We start from the raw sequence: 20,772 nt of genomic DNA, 5'->3' as shown, positions 1-20,772 counted from the left end.
ACCAGAGGCGGGCGCCGGATTCCGCCGGGCCCGCCTGCCGGGGCGTGCCTACACGGTGAGCAGGGCGTCCAGCGGGGCGCCCTGCAGTGCGGGCTCCACGCGCGCGCGGCCGGGCAGGAAGCCCAGCTCCATGAGGACCGCGACGCCCGCGACCTGGGCGCCGGCCCGGCGGATCAGGTGCAGGGCGGCCTCGGCGGTGCCGCCGGTGGCGAGGACGTCGTCGATGACCATGACGCGGTCACCGGCGGCCAGGTCCTCGGCGTGCACCTCGATCTCCGCGGACCCGTACTCCAGGTCGTAGGACTGCGAGAGCGTCGCTCCGGGAAGCTTGCCCGCCTTGCGTACGGGGATGAAGCCGAGGCCCGCGCGGACGGCGACGGGGGCGCCCAGGATGAAGCCGCGCGCCTCCAGGCCGACGACCTTGGTGGCTCCGTGGCGTACGCACAGCTCGGCGAGCGCGTCGGTGAGGGCGGTGAAGGCCTCGGGGTCGGCCAGGAGCGGGGTGATGTCCTTGAACATCACGCCGGGCTCCGGGTAGTCGGGAACGTCCCGGATACGGCTGAGGAGCAGGTCCTTGATGTCGGTCATTTCTGCACCTCAGGGGGTATGAGCGAGCTCTTACAGGGGGTTTTCGCGGACGAAACCTTAGCAGCCGCACCTGTCCGGGAACGACGCGGGCGCCAGGGCCTCGACGGCTCCTGGCGCCCGTGTGACGTACGGCGGTGTCCGGGTCAGCGGCGCTTGCCCGAGGGGCGGCCGCGGCCGCGGTTGCGGGACGGCTGGTTGCGCGGTCCCGCGCCCGCCGGGGCGGCGTCCTCCGGCTCCTCCTCCGGCTCGCCGTCCGCCTGGTGGCCGACGACGGCGGCGGCGGCGGTCTCCGCCTTCGCGGCGGAGGCGGCCCGCTTGGCGAGCACCCGCTTCTTGAGCGCCTTCATCTTCGGCTCGCGCTCCTTGAGGTCGGCGACGAGCGGGGTGGCGATGAAGATCGACGAGTACGCACCGGCGGCCAGACCCACGAAGAGCGACAGGGAGATGTCGTTCAGCATGCCGGCGCCGAGGAAGCCGCCGCCGATGAACAGCAGGCCCGCGACGGGCAGCAGAGCGACGACCGTGGTGTTGATCGAGCGCACCAGGGTGCTGTTGATCGACCGGTTGGCGATCTCGCTGTAGGTCCAGCGGGTCTGCTTCTCGATGCCCTTCGTCTGTTCCTTGAGGGAGTCGAAGACGACGACCGTGTCGTAGAGCGAGTAACCGAGGATCGTGAGCAGACCGATCACCGTGCCCGGCGTGACCTCGAAGCCCACGAGGGCGTAGATCCCGACGGTGATGGTGATGTCGTGGACCAGGGCGACGAGCGCCGCGAGCGCCATGCGCCACTCGAAGGCGATCGCCAGATAGATCACGACGAGGACCATGAAGATCGCCAGGCCCTGCCAGGCCTTGTTGGCGATCGTGTCACCCCAGCTGGGGCCGACCAGATCGGCGTTGATCTTGTCCTGGGCGATACCGAGGTCCTTGGACAGGTCGGCCGCGATGTCGTCCGACTTGCCCGTGTCGACGCCCGCGATCTGGATGCGCAGGCCGCCCGTGCCGAGCTCCTGCACGATCGCGTCGTGGCCCGAGGCGTTCTCCGCGTACTCCTCCGCCTTCGCGGCCGAGACGCTGGTCTTGGGCGTCGTGAAGACGGCGCCGCCCTCGAAGTCGATACCCATGTTCAGGCCGCGCACCCCGAGGCCGACGATCGCCGTGATGGTGATCAGGATCGAGACGCCGTACCAGATCTTGCGCTTGCCGATGAAGTCGTAGCCGACCTCACCGCGGTAGAGCCTGGCGCCGAGATCGCCGAGCTTCGACATCTCACGCCTCCTTCGGGTCGCTGGAGCCGGCGGCGGGAGCGGTGCGGCGGGTCGAGCGCCGGCGCAGCGGCGGCTGGGCGCCGAGCCGCTTCGGGTCGAGACCGGACCACTTGTGGCCGCTGGAGAAGAACTTCCTGCGGGCCAGGAGCGTCATCAGCGGCTTCGTGAAGAGGAAGACGACGACCACGTCGAGCAGGGTGGTCAGGCCGAGCGTGAACGCGAAGCCCTGCACCTTGCCGACGGTCACGATGTAGAGCACCGCGGCCGCGAGGAACGACACGAAGTCGGAGACCAGGATGGTGCGCCGGGCGCGCGGCCAGGCGCGCTCGACGGCGGGCCGCACGGAGCGGCCCTCGCGGATCTCGTCACGGATGCGTTCGAAGAACACGATGAACGAGTCCGCGGTGATACCGATCGCGACGATGGCACCACAGACGGCCGGCAGGTTCAGCGCGAAGCCGATGGCCGGGCCGAGGAGCGTCATCAGTGTGTACGTGAGGATGCCGGAGGCGACCAGCGAGGCGAGGGCGACGAGCGACAGGCCGCGGTAGTAGACCACCAGGTAGATGACGACCAGGGCGAGGCCGATGGCGCCCGCGATCAGACCGGCGTGCAGCTGCTCGCCGCCGAGCGCGGCGGTCACCGTGGTGACGCTCTGCTCGTGGAAGGTGAGCGGCAGGGCGCCGTACGACAGCACGTTGGCCAGGTTCTGGGCCGACTCCTGGGTGAAGCTGCCGGAGATCTCGGCGTTGGCGCTCAGCGTCGAGCTGACGCTGGGGGCGGAGACCACGTCGCCGTCGAGCACGATGGCGAACTGGTTCATCGGCGACTGCTGGTCCTTGAGCTTGCTGGTCGTCGCCGCGAACTTCTTCGAGCCGCCGCCCGTGAAGTCCATGTTGACGACCCACGCGCCGGACTGCTGGTTGATGACGGCCTGGGCCTTCTTGACGTCCTTGCCGTTCACCTCGGACGGGCCGAGGATGTACTTCTCCCACTGGCCGGCCGAGTCCTTGCCGCAGGCGACGATGGTGTCGCCCGGCTTGGCGCCCTCGTTGACCTTCGTCCGGGCGGCGTTGTCCGTGCAGTCGAGGTCCGTGAACTTCTTCTGCAGCGCGGTGGTCGCCGGGTCGGCAGAGGCGGAGGTGCTCGCGGACGGCGTCGGCGAGGCCTTGTCGTCGTCGGCCTTCAGGGCGTCGGTGACGGCGCGGCCCTGCGAGGTGGCGGTGGGGGTCGGCGTGGCGGACGACGATGCCTTGTCCGTGGCCTTGTCGGTCGCCTTGTCCGTCGCCTTGTCCGTGGCCTTGTCGGTCGACGAGGCGCTCGGGGACGGGCTCGCCGTGGGGTCACCGGTCGTGGCGCCCGCGGCCACCGTCAGCACGGGGCGGAAGTAGAGCTGAGCGGTCGTACCGACCTGCTCACGCGCCTGCTTCTGGTTCGTGCCCCGGGGGATGTTGACGATGATGTTGTTGTTGCCCTGCGTCTGGACCTCGGCCTCGGAGACACCCATGCCGTTGACACGGCGGTTGATGATGTCCGCCGCGGTGTCCATGTTGGTCTTGTTGATCGCGTTGGGCTGGCCCGGCTCGTTCTTGGCCTCCAGCGTGATGCTGGTGCCGCCCGCGAGGTCGATACCGAGGCGCGGCGTGAACTCACCGGCGAGGAACATGCCCCCGACGAGCGCCACCATGATGATCACGATCAGGCTCAGAGCACGCCCCGGCCTGCTCTGGGTCCCTGACCCTCGGCTCTTTGTAGGTGTGGCCACCTTCTCGTACTCCCTCTCCATCCGCTCTGCATCGGGGATTCGTGCTCGAGCGGCCATGAAATGGTCGAGAATCCACGCGGGTCACGCACGGGGCGGGACCGCGGCGACGCAAGCGGTCGCCCCGCGGTCCCGGCCGTGACTACTTCGCGTCGGACTCGCCGTCGGTCTTCTTCGGCTCGGCGTCGGCGGCCTTGCCGGCCTCGGCGGCGGGCTCGTCGGCCGCGTCGGCCACGTCCTTCTTGCCGAGGTCGATGCGCGAGTCGTCAGCGGCGGCGGGCTCGTCGGTCCCGGTGAGGGAGGACGCGTCGTCGGGCACGACGGCGGAGTCGGTCAGCTCGTCGTCCTCGGTGGCTTCCGCACCGTGGACGATGCGGTTGTACTCGTCGTCGGAGAGCACCGCGCCGATCGCGTTCTTCGCGAACATGAGGTGCACGCCGGGGCCGGCGTCCAGGAGGACCGTGTCCTCGTTGACCTCCTTGACCGTGGCGTACATGCCCCCGATCGTGCGGACGCCGGAACCGGGCTGCATGTCATTGCGCATCGTCGCGGCCGCCTGCTGCTTCTTCTTGGCGGAGCGGGTCATCAGGAACATGGCCCCGATGAGCACGATGAACGGGAGGAGGGTCACGAGACTCACGGGTGGGAACTTCCTTCAGGCGACCGCGTCAGGAGCGGCCTTGTTGGGTTTGGGGGTGCCGTCGCCGTGAAGGCGACTGTCGGCGGAGTCTAAGCGAGTCCGCACGGTGGGAACAACGCTCAGCATGGCACCGGGGTTCCAGCCCCGGCGAGTACGCGCGCCGTCACGACCCGAAGAGGTCCTGTTGTCCGGAAGCGCCCGTTCGCTCCTGGGGCGGGGTGAGGCCGAGGTGGGCCCAGGCGGCGGGGGTGGCGACGCGGCCCCTGGGCGTACGCGCGAGGAGTCCTTCCCGTACGAGGAAGGGCTCGGCGACCTCCTCGACCGTCTCGCGCTCCTCCCCCACCGCGACCGAGAGCGTCGACAGGCCCACGGGTCCGCCGCCGAACAGCTTGAGCAGCGCCTCCAGGACGGCGCGGTCAAGTCGGTCGAGGCCGCGGCCGTCCACCTCGTAGACGGCGAGCGCGGCACCGGCGATGTCCCGGGTGATGTGGCCGTCTGCCTTGACCTGCGCGTAGTCGCGGACGCGGCGCAGCAGGCGGTTGGCGATGCGCGGGGTGCCGCGGGAGCGCCCCGCGATCTCGGCGGCGCCCTCGGCGTCGATCTCCAGGTCGAGCAGGGTCGCGGAGCGGTGGATGACCCGCTCCAGCTCGGCGGGCTCGTAGAACTCCATGTGCGCGGTGAAGCCGAAGCGGTCGCGCAGCGGGGGCGGCAGCAGCCCCGCGCGCGTGGTGGCGCCGACGAGCGTGAACGGGGGCAGTTCGAGCGGGATGGCGGTGGCGCCCGGGCCCTTGCCGACGATGACGTCGACGCGGAAGTCCTCCATCGCCATGTAGAGCATCTCCTCGGCGGGCCGCGACATGCGGTGGATCTCGTCGAGGAAAAGGACCTCGCCCTCCTGGAGGGAGGAGAGGATCGCGGCCAGGTCGCCGGCGTGCTGGATGGCGGGGCCCGAGGTGATGCGGATCGGTGCGCCCATCTCCGCTGCGATGATCATGGAGAGGGTGGTCTTGCCGAGGCCGGGGGCGCCGGAGAGCAGGACGTGGTCGGCGGTGGCGCCGCGCGCGCGTGCGGCGCGCAGCACCAGGTCGAGCTGGACCCTCACCTTCTCCTGGCCGATGAACTCGCCGAGGTCCTTGGGGCGCAGGGCCGCCTCGACGGCCTGGTCCTCGCGGTCGGCGGCGGAGCCCACCAGACGCTCGGGGTCCGGCGCCGCGTCGGTCGGGTCGTCCCAGTTCATTACGTGTGCCTCGCGTTGCGGTTCGGAGTCGGTCGGGCGGTTGAGGGGCAGCGGGTCAGCGGGTGCGGTTCAGGGTCTGGAGAGCCGCCTTGAGGAGCTGCCCCACCTGCGGCGCGGTCTCGGACGCCTCGGCCTGCGGGGTGACCGCGGCGACCGCCTCGTCGGCCTCCCGGGTCGCGTAGCCGAGGCCGATGAGCGCGGCGTGCAGCTGGTCGCGCCAGCCGCTGGTGACGGCGGTGCCGATGGCGGGGCCGCCGGGGCCGACGGGCTCGCCGAGCCGGTCCTTCAGCTCCAGGAGCAGCTTCTGGGCGCCCTTCTTGCCGATGCCGGGGACGGCGGTGAGCGCCTTCTCGTCGCCGGTGGAGACGGCGCGGCGCAGGGCGTCGGGGCTGTGCACGGCGAGCATGGCCTGGGCGAGGCGCGGGCCGACGCCGCTGGCGGTCTGGAGCAGCTCGAACGTCCGGCGCTCGTCGTCGTCCGCGAAGCCGTACAGGGTGAGCGAGTCCTCCCGTACGACGAGGGAGGTGGCGAGCTTGGCCTGCCGGCCGACGCGGAGCGTGGACAGGGTGTTCGGCGTGCACTGGACGGCCATGCCGACACCGCCGACCTCGACCACCGCGGTGTCGGGGGCGAGGGCGGCGACGGGGCCGCTGACGAAGGCGATCATGCGGTACGGCCTTTCAGTGCTCTGGATGCGTGAGCCGCGTGCTTGGCCACGGCTTGCTGGAGTCTGTTCTGCGCGGGGGCGCGCCAGATGTGGCAGATGGCGAGGGCGAGCGCGTCGGCGGCGTCGGCCGGCTTGGGTGGCGCGTCGAGCCGCAGGAGCCGGGTCACCATGGCGCCGACCTGCGCCTTGTCGGCGCGCCCGCTGCCGGTGACGGCGGCCTTGACCTCGCTGGGCGTGTGCAGGGCGACGGGGATGCCGCGGCGCGCGGCGCACAGCATGGCGACGGCGCTGGCCTGGGCGGTGCCCATCACGGTGCGCACATTGTGCTGGCTGAACACCCGCTCCACGGCGAGGAGTTCGGGTTCGTGCTCCTCGATCCACTGCTCGATGCCCTGCTCGATGGCGACCAGGCGGTGGCCGAGCTCCGCGTCGGGCGGTGTCCGCACGACGCCGACGCCGCGCATCGTCAGGGGGCGTCCCGCGACCCCCTCGACCACGCCGACACCGCACCGGGTAAGCCCCGGGTCCACGCCCAGCACTCGCACGCCCAGCCCCCACTTCACTCGCCTGTTCGTGCAGGCTATCGGGTGCCACTGACAAAGCGGCGGGCCGACGGGGTGTGTGTCCCGTCGGCCCGCCGCTACTGCCGTGAGAGGTGCTCAGGGCGCCTTTAGGCGTCGACCTTCTTCATGACCTCGTCGGAGACGTCGAAGTTGGCGAAGACGTTCTGCACGTCGTCGCTGTCCTCCAGGGCGTCCATCAGCTTGAAGATCTTGCGGGCGCCGTCCTCGTCCAGCTCGACCTGCATGGTCGGGACGAAGTTGGCGTCGGCCGAGTCGTAGTCGATGCCCGCGTCCTGCAGAGCGGTGCGTACCGCGACCAGGTCGGTGGCCTCGGAGAGCACCTCGAAGGACTCGCCCAGGTCGTTGACTTCCTCGGCGCCCGCGTCGAGCACGGCGCCCAGGACGTCGTCCTCGGTCAGCCCGGCCTTGGGAACGACCACGACGCCCTTGCGGTTGAACAGGTACGACACGGAGCCCGGGTCGGCCATGTTGCCGCCGTTGCGCGTCATGGCGACGCGGACGTCGGACGCGGCGCGGTTGCGGTTGTCGGTGAGGCACTCGATGAGCACCGCGACACCGTTGGGGCCGTAGCCTTCGTACATGATCGTCTCGTAGTCGGCGCCACCGGCCTCGAGACCGGCGCCGCGCTTGACCGCGGAGTCGATGTTCTTGTTCGGGACCGAGCTCTTCTTGGCCTTCTGGATGGCGTCGAAGAGGGTCGGGTTACCGGACGGGTCGGCGCCGCCCGTGCGGGCCGCGACCTCGATGTTCTTGATCATCTTCGCGAAGAGCTTGCCGCGCTTGGCGTCGATCACGGCCTTCTTGTGCTTCGTCGTAGCCCATTTAGAGTGGCCGGACATCTGCCTGTCTCCTTCGCGTAACCAACCTCAGTACGAACGCAGCGATCCTACAAGGAACCCGAAGCGTCCTTCGCCCGCACCATCTCCACGAAGAGCCCGTGCAGACGGTGGTCGCCCGTCAGCTCGGGGTGGAAGGACGTGGCGAGCGCGTCGCCCTGGCGTACGGCGACGATGTGTCCCTCGTGCTCGGCGAGCACCTCCACAGCGGCGCCCACGGACTCGACCCAGGGGGCGCGGATGAAGACGCCTTCCACGGGGCCGCCGTCGACACCCCGTACATCGACGGCCGCCTCGAAGGACTCGTTCTGTCGCCCGAAGGCGTTACGGCGCACGATCATGTCGATGCCGCCGAGGGTCTCCTGGCCCGAGCGGGGGTCGAGGATCTTGTCGGCGAGCATGATCATCCCGGCGCAGGTGCCGTAGACGGGCATCCCGGCGCGCACGCGCGCGCGTAGCGGCTCCATGAGGCCGAACAGCCCGGCCAGCTTGGAGATGGTGGTGGACTCCCCTCCAGGGATGACCAGCCCCTCGACCTCGGCCAGCTCCTCGGGGCGCCGCACCGGCCTGGCCACGGCGTCGGCCGTGGCCAGGGCGACGAGGTGCTCCTGTACGTCGCCCTGGAGAGCCAGGACGCCGACGACGGGCATGTCGCTCATAGGATCTACCAGCCCCGGTTCGCGTAGCGCTCGCCCTCGGGGAGGGTGTCGCAGTTGATGCCGACCATGGCCTCGCCGAGGTTGCGGGACGCGTCCGCGATGATCTTGGGGTCGTCGTAGAAGGTGGTGGCCTTCACGATGGCGGCGGCGCGCTTGGCCGGGTCGCCCGACTTGAAGATGCCGGAGCCGACGAACACGCCCTCGGCGCCGAGCTGGCGCATGAGCGCGGCGTCGGCAGGGGTGGCGACACCACCGGCGGAGAACAGGACCACCGGCAGCCTCCCCAGCTCGGAGACCTCCTTGACCAGCTCGTACGGGGCGCGCAGGTCCTTGGCGGCGGCGTACAGCTCGTTGTTGTCGAAGCCGCGCAGGCGAGCGATCTCGTTCTTGATCTGGCGCAGGTGGCGGACGGCCTCGACGACGTTGCCGGTACCGGCCTCGCCCTTGGACCGGATCATCGCGGCACCCTCGGCGATACGACGCAGGGCCTCACCAAGATTGGTGGCACCGCAGACGAAGGGCGTCGTGAAAGCGAACTTGTCACTGTGGTTGACCTCGTCGGCCGGGGTGAGCACCTCGGACTCGTCGATGTAGTCGACACCGAGCGACTGCAGAACCTGGGCCTCGACGAAGTGACCGATCCGGGACTTGGCCATGACCGGGATGGAGACCGCGCCGATGATCTCCTCGATCATGTTCGGGTCGGACATCCGGGCCACGCCGCCGTCCTTGCGGATGTCGGCGGGGACCCGCTCCAGGGCCATGACGGCGACGGCGCCCGCGTCCTCGGCGATCTTCGCCTGCTCGGCGTTGACCACGTCCATGATGACGCCGCCCTTGAGCTGCTCGGCCATGCCGCGCTTGACGCGGGCGGTGCCGGTGGCAGGGGCCTCGGTGGGGACGGCGGGCTGCGGGATGCTGGTGGACACGGAAGACCTCATTCGGTGACGAAGGCGTTGCTGCGTCATCGAGGAAACCTCCGCGGACCAGTCCACTGCAAGAGCCAATGAACAGCCGGTGGCTCTTTTCGTACGGGCTACGCGGCGGCGCGATCGGCGAGAGCCGTGGGCGGCTCGTCGTCCATCTCGAAGGCCAGCGGGAACGGGGCGTGCCCGGCGAGCCGGAACCAGCGGACCGCACGGTGCCGACGCAACGCCCGCGCCGCGCGGACGGAGTCGTTGTGGAAACGCCGGGCCATCGGCACCCGCCGCACCGCTTGCGCGAGCTCCTCCGCGGCGGCCTCACCGCCAGGCGCCTCCCGCACCGCCTCGACCTGATCGACCTCCCCGAAGACGGCCCTGAGCGCCTGACTCAGCTCGCTCTCGGCGACCTCCCGCTGCTCCTCCTCGGCCTGCCGCGCCGCGTGCGCCGCCTCGTAGAGCACGATCGAGGCGGCCGGATCCAGGACTCCGGAGGTGGCCAGCTCCTGCGCGACGGAGGCCCGCCGCAGCAGTTGCGCGTCCAGCGCGGCCCGCGCCGCGTCGATACGGGCGTGCAGCCGGTCGAGCCGCCCCGCGGTCCAGCTCAGATAGAGCCCGATCGCGAAGAGGCCGACGGCGATCCAGATCAGGGTGGCGGTCACGGGCGGCAAGGTTACCGGCCCGGGGCCCGGCGACAGGACGGCCGACCATGCCTGGCCGGAACGGCCCACCGGACCGGCACCCGCGTCGCAACGGAAGGGGACGTGTCGGGGTGCCCCCGCAGGACTCCGCGGGAACTCAGCGCAGGACGACGCGCCTACGGCGTTCAGGGGGCGGGGAGACCGATCCGGCCGAGGAGGTACGCCGGCACGGCCCCGCCCCACCAGGCGGCGCACGGCGCTCTAGGCGCCCACGTCGGCGCGTGCCCCGCCCCACTACGGGCACAAGGCGCTACGCCCCCCGGCTGATTTCGAAAGGCCCCGCACTCAGTCCCTGGCCAGCCCGAACCGCGCCCGCAACCCCGTCCGCTCGTCCGCAGCCACCGAAGCCGCGCCATGGGTCACCGTCTCGTAGACCGAGAGGATGTCCGCCCCGACGGTCGACCAGTCGAAGCGCCGGACGTGCTTGCTCCCGTGCTCGCGGAGTGCGGCACGACGAGCGGGGTCGGCGAGAAGGCGCAGAGCCGCCCCGGCAAGGGCGTCCGCGTCCTCGTTGGTGAAGAGTTCACCGGCCGCACCTTGGTCGAGGACCTGGGCGAAGGCGTCGAGGTCGGACGCGAGCACCGGGGCGCCCGCGGACATCGCCTCGACGAGGATGATCCCGAAGCTCTCGCCACCGGTGTTGGGAGCGACGTAGACATCGACGCTGCGCAGCAGCCGAGCCTTGTCGACGTCGCTGACCATGCCGAGAAACTCGACCCGGGAGCGCATCTCCTTTGGCAGGGAGGCGACGGCCTCTTCCTCGTCACCGCGCCCGGCAACCAGAAGCCGGGTCCCGGGCCGCTCCGCGAGAATCCTCGGCAGCGCCTTCATCAGGACGGGCAGACCCTTGCGCGGCTCGTCGATCCGGCCGATGAACCCGATGGTCTCCCCCTGCCACTCGGCCTTGGGCTCGGCCCGCGCGAAGAAGTCGACATCGACCCCGTTGGGGATGACGACCGCGTCGCCGCCCAGGTGTTCGACGAGGGTACGGCGCGCATACTCGCTGACCGCGATGCGCGCGCTGATCTTCTCGAGCGCGGGCTGCAGAATCGGATAAGCGGCGATCATGGCCCGCGAACGCGGGTTGGACGTGTGGAAGGTGGCCACGATGGGCCCCTGCGCCGCCCAGCAGGTGAGCAGCCCGAGCGAGGGCGAGGCCGGTTCGTGGATGTGGATGACGTCGAACGTGCCGTCGTGCAGCCAGCGACGTACGCGCGCGGCGCTCAGAAACCCGAAGTTGAGACGGGCGACCGAGCCGTTGTAGGGGACAGGAACCGCGCGGCCCGCCGACACGACGTACGGCGGCAGCGGGGTCTCGTCGTCCGCAGGGGCGAGGACGGAGACCTCGTGCCCGAGGGCGATGAGGTGCTCCGCCAGATCGCGGATGTGGAACTGGACGCCGCCCGGCACGTCCCACGAGTACGGGCAGACGATTCCGATCCTCACGCGGATCGCTCCTCGAAGTGTTCCAGGTCAGCGAGCCACAGACGTTGCAGCATGTGCCAGTCCTCCGGATGGTCCGCGATCCCCGTGGCGAAGGCATCGGCCAGCGCCTGTGTCATGACGGACGTCTTCTCGGCCCGCGTACCTGTCTCCGGCACGTCGACGGGCGGATGGACGCGGCCCCTCATGACGGACGACGAGTCGTACCAGAGGGTGACGGGCAGGAGCAACGCGCCCGTCTGCTGAGCGAGCATGGCGGGCCCGGCGGGCATCCGCGTCGTCTCGCCGAAGAACTTGACCTCGACGCCGGAGGTGGAGAGATCGCGGTCAGCGACGAGGCAGACGAGCCCGCCCGCGCGCAGGCGCCGCGCGAGGGTGCCGAAGGCAGAGCCTCCCGTATGAGGAAGCACCTCCATGCCGAGCCCCTCGCGATAGGCGACGAACCGGTCGTAGAGGGTCTCAGGCTTCAGCCGCTCGGCGACGGTGGTGAACGGCGTCTCCAGCTTGGTGGTGACCCAGGCGCCGGCGAGGTCGTAGTTGCCCATGTGCGGCAGGGCGAGAACGACACCCTTACCGGCGGCAAGGCCCTCGGTCAGGTGGTGCACGTCCTTGGGAGTGAACCCGTCCTCGATGCGCTGCCTGCTCCAGGCGGGCAGCCGGAAGGACTCCATCCAGTACCGCAGGTAGGACCGCATGCCCGCCTTGGAGAGCTCGGCGAGCCGCTGCGGCGTGGCATCGGGCACCACGCGCGCGAGGTTGGCCTCGAGGCGGAGCACGCCCTTGCCGCGCCGTTTCCAGACCTGGTCGGCGATGGTCCGGCCGAGACGCCGCGCGACGGGTTCCGGAAGCTTCTTCACCCCCGCCCAGCCGAGCCCGTACAGCGCGTCCGTGACCCGCTCCTGGGCGCCGCTCACGAGGCGGTCTCCTCCTGCGCGGCGGCGGCAGCGGCGGCATCGGCCTCCGCGGATTCACGGCGGACGGTCACCACACGCTGGATCAGCGTGACGAGGCTGCCGACGGCGACGATCCACAGGGCGACGGGCAGCAGGTACTGAATGCCGGGCACGCCGAACTTGTGCAGGCCCGCGAAGCCCGCGGCGACCAGCGAGATGACGAGCCGTTCGGCGCGCTCCACCAGGCCGTTGACGGCGACGGGCAGGCCGATCGCCTCACCGCGCGCCTTGGTGTAGGAGACGACCTGGCCGCTGGCGAGGCAGAAGATGGCGACCGCGCACAGCACGTTGTCGTCGCCCGAACCCGCGTACCAGAGGGCCATGCCGCCGAAGACGGCGCTGTCCGCGACCCGGTCGAGCGTGGAGTCCAGGAACGCGCCCCAGCGGCTGGTGCGCCCGAGCTGGCGCGCCATGTTGCCGTCCACGAGGTCCGAGAAGACGAACAGCGTGATGACGACCGTGCCCCAGAAGAACTCTCCGCGCGGGTAGAAGACCAGCGCTCCCGCCATGACGCCGGCGGTGCCGAGGAGCGTCACCGTGTCGGGGCTGACCCCGCGACGGATGAGAAACGCGGCGAACGGTGTGAGGACACGCGTGAAGAATGCACGCGCGTACTTGTTCAGCATGGCCTTCCCGAGGGTCGGTGCCGGGCGGCCCCTCTGGCCACCGGCTGGCCCATCGTAGTCACGCGCGCACGGGAACGACCGCCCGGCCACCACGCGCGCGTGCGATCGCGTACGACGTATGGACGCACAGTGACCGGAGTGGAAAGCTCGATGACACCGCGGGCGTCGCCGAAGCCGCCTCCGCACGCGGGTTCGCGTGTCCGCTGTGCACGTCCCACAGGTATCACCTCACCGTGCGACCGGGAGGCCAGACATGGGCGACAAGGCGAACGGACATCCCGGAGCCGCCGGCAGGGCGGCGACGGCCGACCATCCCGCGTCCGTACGGAATGTGGTGCTGGTCGGCCACAGCGGATCGGGCAAGACGACTCTGGTGGAGGCCCTCGCGCTGACCGCGGGGGCGGTGAACAGGGCGGGCCGGGTCGAGGACGGCACGAGCGTCTCCGACTTCGACGAGATCGAGCACCGCCAGCAACGCTCGGTACAGCTCTCCCTCGTCCCGGTCGAGTGGGGCGGCTACAAGATCAATCTGTTGGACACCCCCGGCTACGCGGATTTCGTCGGGGAGTTGAGGGCCGGTCTGCGCGCCGCGGACGCGGCCCTTTTCGTCGTCTCGGCGGCGGAGAGCCCGGAGACGATGGCGGGCGCGACGCGGATGGTGTGGGAGGAATGCGCGGCGGTCGGCATGCCCCGGGCGATCGTGGTCACGCATCTGGAGGCGGCACGGTCGAACTTCGAGGAGATGACACGCACCTGCGCGCGCGTGTTCGGCGGCGACGACCCCGACGCCGTACTCCCCCTGTACCTGCCGCTGCACGGCGCGCAGGGCCCGGACGGGCACGCGCCCGTGACGGGCCTGATCGGCCTGCTCTCGCAGCGCGTGTACGACTACGCGTCGGGCGAACGCAAGGAGTCCGAGCCGGGCGAGGAGCAGCTGCCCGCGCTGGAGGAGGCCCGCAACCGGCTGATCGAGGGGATCATCGCGGAGAGCGAGGACGAGACCCTCATGGACCGCTATCTCGGCGGCGAGGCCATCGACTTCAAGACGCTGGTGGAGGATCTGGAGCGGGCGGTGGCGCGCGGCGTCTTCCACCCCGTCCTCGCGGCGGCCCCCGCCCCCGAGGGCGCGCGGCAGGGCATCGGCACCGTCGAACTCCTGGAGCTGATCACGGGCGGTTTCCCCTCGCCCCTGGAGCGCGAGGCGCCCGCGGTGACCTCACGCGGCGGCAAGGCCCGCCCGGTCGGCGCCTGCGACCCCGGGGGCCCGCTGGTGGCGGAGGTCGTGAAGACCGCCTCCGACCCGTACGTGGGCCGGGTCTCGCTCGTACGGGTCTTCTCGGGCACCCTGCGCCCGGAGGAGACGGTGCACGTGTCCGGGCACGGGCTCACGGACCGCGCGCACGACGACCGCCCGCTGCACGAGTCGGACGAACGGATCGGCGCGCTGTCGGCGCCCTTCGGCAAACAGCAACGCACGCTCACTCAGTGCATAGCGGGCGATCTGGCCTGCGTGGCGAAGCTGAACCGGGCCGAGACCGGCGACACCCTCTCCGCCAAGGACGATCCGCTCCTGATGGCGCCGTGGGACATGCCGGACCCGCTGCTGCCGCTCGCCATCCAGGCGCACAGCAAGGCCGACGAGGACAAGCTCTCCCAGGGGCTCGCGCGGCTCGTCGCGGAGGACCCGACGATGCGCCTGGAACAGAACCCGGACACGCACCAGTTGGTGCTGTGGTGCCTGGGCGAGGCCCATGCGGACGTGGCCCTGGAGCGGCTGCGCAGCCGGTACGGGGTGCAGGTCGACGTGATCGCGCACAAGGTCTCTCTGCGGGAGACGTTCGCGGGGAAGTCGGCCGGGCGCGGCCGGCACGTCAAGCAGTCCGGCGGGCACGGCCAGTTCGCGATCTGCGAGATCGAGGTGGAGCCGCTGCCCGGCGGGTCCGGCATCGAGTTCGTCGACAAGGTCGTCGGCGGCGCGGTGCCCCGCCAGTTCATCCCGTCGGTCGAGAAGGGCGTACGGGCCCAGGCGGCGCGCGGCGTCACGGCCGGATATCCGCTGATCGACGTCCGGGTGACGCTGCTCGACGGCAAGGCGCACTCGGTGGACTCCTCCGACGCGGCGTTCCAGACGGCGGGCGCGCTCGCGCTGCGCGAGGCCGCGTCGGACGCCAGGATCCACCTCCTGGAGCCGGTGGCCGAGGTGCAGGTCCTGGTCGGCGACGACTACGTGGGCGCCGTCATGAGCGATCTGTCCGGGCGTCGGGGGCGCGTCGTCGGCACCGAACAGGCCCCGGGCGGGCGCACTCTCGTACGGGCCGAGGTGCCCGAGATCGAGATCGGCCGGTACGCGGTGGATCTGCGGTCGTTGTCGCACGGCACGGCCCGGTTCGACCGCGGCTACGCCCGGCACGAGCCGATGCCGCCGCAGTTGAGCGACCGGATCCGCGAACAGGCACAGGACACCGCATAGTCACGGCCTCGCCGTCGGTCGCGGCCTCGCCTTGGGACGCGGCCTTGCCGTCCTCCGGAACCACCGACATCCTTTTGTCCGAGAGGGGATGTCGGTGGTGGCCGTTACGCTGGTCCACGATCGGGTGGATCAGGACGATCAACTGATCAACAGGTGTGCGGGGTGCGGAAGTCGGGAATGGCCGCAGTCAAGGCGTGCGGTGATGGGGGCGGCAGTGGCGGACGATGTATTCGATTTCAGGCCGGGGGCCCAGGTCCCGCTGCAGGGATCGGCGGGGCAGACCGCGGCGACGTTCGCCATCGCGTCGGCCGCGTACCGCGACGACAAGGCCTCGAAGATAGAGGACGCCAACAACGAGTGGCACAAGACCGAGGCCAAGGCGGGCACGTGGTCGCTGTTCGCGCCCAACCTCGGTGAGGCGTTCTCCCGGGCCGTGCAGGTACGGATGCTCGGCGGTGGCCGCAAGCCGCTGATCCAGTCGTTCGGCACGGAGCCCCAGGTCGTCGTCGAGCACTGCCTGGCCGCCAACCGGATCCGGCGCCAGCGCGACAGCCTGCTGACCATCATCACCGTCGTCTTCGGCGTCCTGTTCCTGCCCGGGTTCCTGCTGTGGATGGCCGCGTTCCAGATCCGCCGCTCGAACAATGCGCGGGTCGAGACGGCCGAGAAGGTGGTCAAGGAGACCGCTGACAAGTCCACCGCGGAGCGCAGCGCGGCGAAGAAGCGGGAGCGCGCGGCCCACGGCCGGGCCGCCGTCGCCACCACGATCATGACGATCGTCGGCATCGGCATAGTGATCCTGCTCATCAAGCTGCCGTTCGACGGCGTGTGGGCCTGGTACCTGCGGGCGGCGTTCGTGATGCCGGTCATCGGCGGCTTCTGGGCCCGGCAGGTCTGCGAGCGCACCGCGCGGGACCTGCGCGACCGGTGGGACGGGCTGCTCTCCGGCGGTGGCGTCGGCGCGAAGATCCCGGAGGCGGTGCCCGGCAGCCCCGGCGAGACCGCCGCCGAGCAGCTGCGCCAGAGCCTGGCCCGGCTCACCGCGGAGCAGCAGGCGACCACGGTCTTCTACGCGGGCCCCAAGGGCATCCTGGGCATGGGCACCCGTTGGGGCAGCTGGCAGCTGGCCGAGGACCTGGTCCCGGCCGAGGAGGGCAAGGAGATCCACCCGTTCCGCAGCTGGGACGTGATACGGGCGATCCAGGACCAGCTCCGGATGTTGCAGCGCGGTCCGCTGCACACGGGCGGCTTCCCGGCCCCGTCGGTGAAGAACTGGGTCGTCACCCCGATCGGGGAGAACGCGAAGGCGGTGTCCCGCCCGACGGGCGAGGACGTCGACGCGTACCAGATGAAGTCGCACGAGATACAGCGGATCTGCAACGAGCAGCAGTTCGGCAGCGGCGACCGGCACTACTTGGGCGTGCAGTTCACGCTCTGGGACGGCCAGTTGGTCATCACCATGCTGATCACGGTGACGGTGCTGCACGAGACGCTCCGCATCGAGGTGACGGGCCACGCTCTCGGCCCGGTGAACTCCCTGTTCACGTCGAAGCCCGCACCGAAGACGAAGACGACCCCGAAGTCGATACGGTTCTGGGAGACGACCACGAAGACGCTGCCGCTGATCGACGCGGACGAGGCGGTCCGGGTCGCGGTCCGCGCCCCTCTCACCTGGTATCCGCCGCTCCTGGAGCACCTGGGCGGCAAGATCGTGCTGCCCGAGCCGTTCGGCCTGCGGCACGCCTGGGCGGACCAGCCCTGGCGCCACCGCTTCATGGCGGACGACGCGCTGCGCACGGCGACACCGGTCCTGCGCGTGGTGCACGCGGCGGCCATCAAGGTCCTCGCGGACCACGGCGTGAACACCGAGAAGTTCGACAACCGCTCGGGCGTGCTCAGCGGTCTGGTCCAGGACCCGGCACCGCGCAAGGCCGACGTGTACGACGCGTAGACCTGCCCGGTGCCGCTCCGCCTGGTCTGGTCGGGTCGGGGTCGGGCCGGGTCGCTCAGGCGTCCGGCCAGGCCTTCGCCAGGGCCGTACGGGTGTCACCGAGAAGCTGCGGCAGCACCTTCGTGTGGCCGACGACCGGCATGAAGTTCGTGTCGCCGCCCCAGCGCGGCACGATGTGCTGGTGCAGATGGGCGGCGATGCCGGCGCCCGCGACGGCGCCCTGGTTCATGCCGATGTTGAAGCCGTGCGCCCCGGACGCGGCGCGCAGCGCGGTCATGGCCCGCTTGGTGAACAGGGCCAGCTCGGCGGTCTCGGCCAGGTCGAGGTCGGTGTAGTCGGCGACGTGCCGGTAGGGCAGCACCATCATGTGCCCGCCGTTGTACGGGTACAGGTTGAGGATCGCGAAGACGTGCTCGCCGCGCGCCACGATCAGCGCGTCCTCGTCCGATTTGCCGGGAGCGGTACAGAAGGGACAGCCGTCGTCGGCCCCGGGGCCCGTCGGCTTGCCCTCGCCCTGGATGTAGGCGATGCGGTGCGGGGTCCACAGACGCCCGAACCCGTCCGGTTCACCCACAGGACCGCTCTGCTGCTCCGGCTCACTCGTCATGAAGTGCAGCATATGGCGTCACCTGGGCTTGGCGTGTCGGCGGGTGTCGCCGCCGCCGGGCAGGGGCGATGCTGTCCGGATGACCGACAGCCCCCTTGAACGCTGGGATCGGCACAACGGCGTCGTCCTCGCGGTGGCGTCCCTGCTCTTCCTCGCGTCGTACGCGGTCCGGGTCCTCGGGCACGACCTGCCGGGCCCGGTGCGCACCTCGTGTCTGGTGCTCATCCTCGCGTCGTGGGCGGTGTTCGCCGTGGACTACGTGATCCGCTGGCGGCTGAGCGGACAGCGCCTCCCGCGGTTCGTGCGCACGCATGTCCTGGACACCCTGGTCCTGCTGCTGCCGCTGCTGCGTCCGGTGCGGATCGTGCGGACCTACGAGACGGTGCAGCGCCACCGTGACCGGCCGCGGCTGGCACTGCACGCGCGCGTGATCACGTACGCGGGTGTCTCGGTGGCGCTGCTCGGCTTCGCGGGCTCGCTGGCCCTGTACCAGCAGGAGCGCACGGCGCCGGACGCGGACATCGTCACGTACGGCGACTCCGTGTGGTTCATCTGCACGACCCTGTCCACGGTCGGCTACGGCGACCTGGCGCCGGTGACCCCCCTCGGGCGGCTCGTGACGGTGGGCGTCATGGCCTGCGGCCTGGCGCTGCTCGGCGCGGTCACGGGCTCGTTCTCGTCGTGGCTCATCCAGGTCTTCGCCAGAGAAGGCGAGAGGCCCCCGGGGAACCCCCCGGGCGCCTCTGACCACGAAGAACGCGACGACTGAGCGTCAGACCTGGGCGCGCTCCTCGACGACCTTGAGGATCTTGGCGATGGCCTCGTCGACCGGGATGCCGTTCTCCTGCGAGCCGTCGCGGTAGCGGAAGGAGACCGAACCCGCGTTCATGTCCTCGTCGCCCGCGATGACCATGAAGGGCACCTTGGCCTTCTGCTGGTTGCGGATCTTCTTCTGCATCCGGTCCGAGGACGAGTCGACCTCGACGCGCAGGCCCTGGGCGCGCGCCTTTTCGGCGAACTCCTCCAGGTACGGCACGTGCGCGTCGCCGATCGGGATGCCGACGGCCTGCACGGGCGCGAGCCAGGCCGGGAAGGCGCCCGCGTAGTGCTCCAGGAGGACGCCGAAGAACCGCTCGATGGAGCCGAACAGGGCGCGGTGCAGCATGACGGGCTGCTGGCGCGAGCCGTCCGCCGCCGTGTACTCCAGGCCGAACCGCTTGGGCTGGTTGAAGTCGACCTGGAGGGTCGACATCTGCCAGGACCGGCCGATGGCGTCCCTGGCCTGCACCGAGATCTTCGGCCCGTAGTAGGCGGCGCCGCCCGGGTCGGGGACCAGGGGCAGACCCTGCTTCTCGGCGGCGAGGCGCAGCGCCTCGGTCGCCTCGGCCCAGTCCTCGTCCGTACCGATGAACTTGTCGGAGTCGTCGCGGGTGGAGAGCTCCAGCTCGAACTCGTTCAGGCCGTAGTCGCGCAGCAGGTCGAGCACGAAGGTCAGGAGCGTGTCGAGCTCCTCGCCCATCTGCTCCTTGGTGCAGTAGATGTGCGAGTCGTCCTGGGTGAAGCCGCGCGAGCGGGTCAGGCCGTGCACGACGCCGGACTTCTCGTAGCGGTACACGGTGCCGAACTCGAAGAGGCGCAGCGGCAGTTCACGGTAGGACCGGCCGCGGGACTTGAAGATCAGGTTGTGCATCGGGCAGTTCATCGCCTTGAGGCGGTAGTTCTGCTCGTCGAACTGGATGGGCGGGAACATGCCGTCGGAGTAGTGCGGCAGGTGCCCCGAGATCTCGAAGAGGTGCTCCTTCGAGATGTGCGGGGTGTTCACGAACTCGTAGCCGGAGACCTCGTGGCGGCGGCGCGAGTAGTCCTCCATGACCTTGCGGATCACACCGCCCTTGGGGTGGAAGACCGCGAGGCCCGGGCCCAGCTCGTCCGGGAAGGAGAACAGGTCGAGCTCGGCGCCCAGCTTGCGGTGGTCGCGCTTCTCGGCCTCGGCGAGGAAGTCGAGGTAGCCCTTCAGCTCGTCCTTCGACGGCCACGCGGTGCCGTAGATCCGCTGGAGCTGCGGGTTCTTCTCGCTGCCGCGCCAGTACGCGGCGGCCGAGCGCATCAGCTTGAACGCCGGGATGTTCCGGGTGGTGGGCAGGTGCGGGCCGCGGCAGAGGTCCTTCCAGCACAGCTCGCCGGTCTTGGCGTCGAGGTTGTCGTAGATGGTCAACTCGCCGCCGCCGACCTCGGCGTCGGCGCCGTCGGCGGCCTGCGCCGCGTTGCCCTTGAGGCCGATGAGCTCCAGCTTGTAGGGCTCGTCGGCCAGCTCGACGCGGGCGTCCTCGTCGGTGGTGACGCGGCGCGAGAAGCGCTGCCCCCGCTTCTGGATCTCCTGCATCTTCTTCTCGATGCGCTTGACGTCCTCGGGGGTGAACGGCTCCTTGACGTCGAAGTCGTAGTAGAAGCCGTCCTTGATGGGCGGGCCGATGCCGAGCTTGGCCTCCGGGAACAGCTCCTGGACGGCCTGCGCCATCACGTGCGCGGCGGAGTGCCGCAGGATGTTGAGACCGTCCTCGGAGGAGATCTCGACGGGTTCGACGGTCTCGCCGTCGGCCACGGCGTACGCGAGGTCCTTCAGCTCACCGCCCACACGGGCCGCGACGACGCTGCGCTCACCGGCGAAAAGCTCGGCGGCCGTAGTGCCCGTCGTCACCACGCGCTCTTCCCGCTCGGAATCGCGTTGGATGACTACACGGACGTCTGACACCGGTCTCTCCTGCCTGAAGGTGGTACGCCGCGCCATTACCTGTGACGCGCGCACCAGGAATCGTACCGAGTCGCGGGGGCCGTCCGCGAAGCGGTAGCGGGCCACGGG

General features: G+C 70.4%; 19 protein-coding genes. 3 read left to right on the top strand and 16 right to left on the bottom strand.

Annotation, left to right across the window (positions count from 1 at the left end; translation table 11 throughout):
- Nucleotides 1–48: 48 nt before the first annotated feature.
- The 14 genes from ACH4RC_RS23245 to pgsA all read right to left on the bottom strand — a co-directional run bounded on the left by ACH4RC_RS23245 (nucleotide 49) and on the right by pgsA (nucleotide 12,884).
- Nucleotides 49–588, bottom strand: a complete 540-nt coding sequence (locus tag ACH4RC_RS23245; protein WP_398203983.1) for an adenine phosphoribosyltransferase — start codon at nucleotides 586–588, stop codon at nucleotides 49–51.
- 143 nt (nucleotides 589–731) lie between these two features.
- A complete protein-coding gene (gene secF, locus ACH4RC_RS23240) occupies nucleotides 732–1,856 on the bottom strand; it encodes a protein translocase subunit SecF (RefSeq protein ID WP_398203980.1) in 1,125 nt (374 codons plus the stop codon).
- 1 nt (nucleotide 1,857) lies between these two features.
- Nucleotides 1,858–3,621, bottom strand: a complete 1,764-nt coding sequence (gene secD / locus ACH4RC_RS23235; protein ID WP_398203978.1) for a protein translocase subunit SecD — start codon at nucleotides 3,619–3,621, stop codon at nucleotides 1,858–1,860.
- Nucleotides 3,622–3,760: 139 nt separating this feature from the next.
- Nucleotides 3,761–4,258 carry a preprotein translocase subunit YajC gene (gene yajC / locus ACH4RC_RS23230; protein ID WP_398203976.1) on the bottom strand — a complete coding sequence of 166 codons (498 nt, stop codon included), beginning with the start codon at nucleotides 4,256–4,258 and terminating at the stop codon, nucleotides 3,761–3,763.
- Nucleotides 4,259–4,421: 163 nt separating this feature from the next.
- Nucleotides 4,422–5,495: a Holliday junction branch migration DNA helicase RuvB gene (ruvB, locus tag ACH4RC_RS23225; protein ID WP_398203973.1), complete on the bottom strand. Its 1,074-nt coding sequence runs from the start codon at nucleotides 5,493–5,495 to the stop codon at nucleotides 4,422–4,424.
- 55 nt (nucleotides 5,496–5,550) lie between these two features.
- Nucleotides 5,551–6,162 carry a Holliday junction branch migration protein RuvA gene (gene ruvA, locus ACH4RC_RS23220; RefSeq protein ID WP_398203970.1) on the bottom strand — a complete coding sequence of 204 codons (612 nt, stop codon included), beginning with the start codon at nucleotides 6,160–6,162 and terminating at the stop codon, nucleotides 5,551–5,553.
- Nucleotides 6,159–6,707 carry a crossover junction endodeoxyribonuclease RuvC gene (ruvC, locus tag ACH4RC_RS23215; RefSeq protein ID WP_398203967.1) on the bottom strand — a complete coding sequence of 183 codons (549 nt, stop codon included), beginning with the start codon at nucleotides 6,705–6,707 and terminating at the stop codon, nucleotides 6,159–6,161. Before ruvC ends, ruvA begins: the two co-directional genes overlap by 4 nt.
- A gap of 125 nt (nucleotides 6,708–6,832) precedes the next feature.
- On the bottom strand, nucleotides 6,833–7,585 hold the full coding sequence (locus ACH4RC_RS23210; protein ID WP_398203964.1) for a YebC/PmpR family DNA-binding transcriptional regulator: 753 nt from the start codon (nucleotides 7,583–7,585) through the stop codon (nucleotides 6,833–6,835).
- A gap of 47 nt (nucleotides 7,586–7,632) precedes the next feature.
- Nucleotides 7,633–8,241, bottom strand: a complete 609-nt coding sequence (gene pdxT / locus ACH4RC_RS23205; protein ID WP_398203961.1) for a pyridoxal 5'-phosphate synthase glutaminase subunit PdxT — start codon at nucleotides 8,239–8,241, stop codon at nucleotides 7,633–7,635.
- Nucleotides 8,242–8,246: 5 nt separating this feature from the next.
- Nucleotides 8,247–9,182 carry a pyridoxal 5'-phosphate synthase lyase subunit PdxS gene (gene pdxS / locus ACH4RC_RS23200; protein WP_398203959.1) on the bottom strand — a complete coding sequence of 312 codons (936 nt, stop codon included), beginning with the start codon at nucleotides 9,180–9,182 and terminating at the stop codon, nucleotides 8,247–8,249.
- A gap of 95 nt (nucleotides 9,183–9,277) precedes the next feature.
- A complete protein-coding gene (locus tag ACH4RC_RS23195) occupies nucleotides 9,278–9,823 on the bottom strand; it encodes a hypothetical protein (RefSeq protein WP_398203956.1) in 546 nt (181 codons plus the stop codon).
- Between the two features lie 324 nt (nucleotides 9,824–10,147).
- The gene (locus tag ACH4RC_RS23190) at nucleotides 10,148–11,308 is read right to left on the bottom strand and encodes a glycosyltransferase family 4 protein (RefSeq protein WP_398203953.1); all 1,161 of its coding nucleotides are present in this window, start codon (nucleotides 11,306–11,308) and stop codon (nucleotides 10,148–10,150) included.
- A complete protein-coding gene (locus ACH4RC_RS23185) occupies nucleotides 11,305–12,219 on the bottom strand; it encodes a phosphatidylinositol mannoside acyltransferase (RefSeq protein ID WP_398203951.1) in 915 nt (304 codons plus the stop codon). Before ACH4RC_RS23185 ends, ACH4RC_RS23190 begins: the two co-directional genes overlap by 4 nt.
- Nucleotides 12,216–12,884 (bottom strand): phosphatidylinositol phosphate synthase, encoded by a 669-nt coding sequence (gene pgsA, locus ACH4RC_RS23180; RefSeq protein WP_398203948.1) that lies wholly within the window; start codon nucleotides 12,882–12,884, stop codon nucleotides 12,216–12,218. Before pgsA ends, ACH4RC_RS23185 begins: the two co-directional genes overlap by 4 nt.
- Before the next feature lie 253 nt (nucleotides 12,885–13,137).
- Between pgsA and ACH4RC_RS23175 the strand changes: the two genes are divergently transcribed.
- Both ACH4RC_RS23175 and ACH4RC_RS23170 read left to right on the top strand, forming a co-directional pair.
- Nucleotides 13,138–15,354, top strand: coding sequence for an elongation factor G-like protein EF-G2 (locus ACH4RC_RS23175; protein ID WP_398203945.1), 2,217 nt, complete (start codon nucleotides 13,138–13,140; stop codon nucleotides 15,352–15,354).
- A 202-nt stretch (nucleotides 15,355–15,556) separates the two neighbouring features.
- Complete coding sequence (locus ACH4RC_RS23170; RefSeq protein ID WP_398203943.1) at nucleotides 15,557–17,305, top strand: hypothetical protein; 1,749 nt, start codon at nucleotides 15,557–15,559, stop codon at nucleotides 17,303–17,305.
- A gap of 55 nt (nucleotides 17,306–17,360) precedes the next feature.
- Here ACH4RC_RS23170 and ACH4RC_RS23165 read toward each other — a convergent pair whose 3' ends face one another.
- Nucleotides 17,361–17,924 (bottom strand): HIT family protein, encoded by a 564-nt coding sequence (locus tag ACH4RC_RS23165; RefSeq protein WP_398203940.1) that lies wholly within the window; start codon nucleotides 17,922–17,924, stop codon nucleotides 17,361–17,363.
- A gap of 67 nt (nucleotides 17,925–17,991) precedes the next feature.
- On the opposite strand from ACH4RC_RS23165, the gene ACH4RC_RS23160 reads away from it, so the two are divergent.
- Nucleotides 17,992–18,681: a potassium channel family protein gene (locus ACH4RC_RS23160; protein ID WP_398203937.1), complete on the top strand. Its 690-nt coding sequence runs from the start codon at nucleotides 17,992–17,994 to the stop codon at nucleotides 18,679–18,681.
- Between the two features lie 3 nt (nucleotides 18,682–18,684).
- Here ACH4RC_RS23160 and thrS read toward each other — a convergent pair whose 3' ends face one another.
- Nucleotides 18,685–20,664 (bottom strand): threonine--tRNA ligase, encoded by a 1,980-nt coding sequence (gene thrS / locus ACH4RC_RS23155; RefSeq protein ID WP_398203934.1) that lies wholly within the window; start codon nucleotides 20,662–20,664, stop codon nucleotides 18,685–18,687.
- Nucleotides 20,665–20,772: the final 108 nt, after the last annotated feature.

Source organism: Streptomyces sp. NPDC016845 (genome assembly GCF_044332585.1).
Lineage (GTDB): Bacteria > Actinomycetota > Actinomycetes > Streptomycetales > Streptomycetaceae > Streptomyces.
This window is presented reverse-complemented; position numbering and strand designations above follow the sequence as displayed.

Coding starts and splice junctions, on each gene's coding strand:
- ACH4RC_RS23165 (WP_398203940.1), bottom strand. CDS start 17,924: ATGCTGCACTTCATGACGAGTGAGCCGGAGCAGCAGAGCGGTCCTGTG.
- ACH4RC_RS23210 (WP_398203964.1), bottom strand. CDS start 7,585: ATGTCCGGCCACTCTAAATGGGCTACGACGAAGCACAAGAAGGCCGTG.
- ACH4RC_RS23245 (WP_398203983.1), bottom strand. CDS start 588: ATGACCGACATCAAGGACCTGCTCCTCAGCCGTATCCGGGACGTTCCC.
- ACH4RC_RS23175 (WP_398203945.1), top strand. CDS start 13,138: ATGGGCGACAAGGCGAACGGACATCCCGGAGCCGCCGGCAGGGCGGCG.
- ACH4RC_RS23170 (WP_398203943.1), top strand. CDS start 15,557: ATGGGGGCGGCAGTGGCGGACGATGTATTCGATTTCAGGCCGGGGGCC.
- ruvB (WP_398203973.1), bottom strand. CDS start 5,495: ATGAACTGGGACGACCCGACCGACGCGGCGCCGGACCCCGAGCGTCTG.
- ruvA (WP_398203970.1), bottom strand. CDS start 6,162: ATGATCGCCTTCGTCAGCGGCCCCGTCGCCGCCCTCGCCCCCGACACC.
- ACH4RC_RS23160 (WP_398203937.1), top strand. CDS start 17,992: ATGACCGACAGCCCCCTTGAACGCTGGGATCGGCACAACGGCGTCGTC.
- pdxT (WP_398203961.1), bottom strand. CDS start 8,241: ATGAGCGACATGCCCGTCGTCGGCGTCCTGGCTCTCCAGGGCGACGTA.
- secF (WP_398203980.1), bottom strand. CDS start 1,856: ATGTCGAAGCTCGGCGATCTCGGCGCCAGGCTCTACCGCGGTGAGGTC.
- pgsA (WP_398203948.1), bottom strand. CDS start 12,884: ATGCTGAACAAGTACGCGCGTGCATTCTTCACGCGTGTCCTCACACCG.
- pdxS (WP_398203959.1), bottom strand. CDS start 9,182: ATGAGGTCTTCCGTGTCCACCAGCATCCCGCAGCCCGCCGTCCCCACC.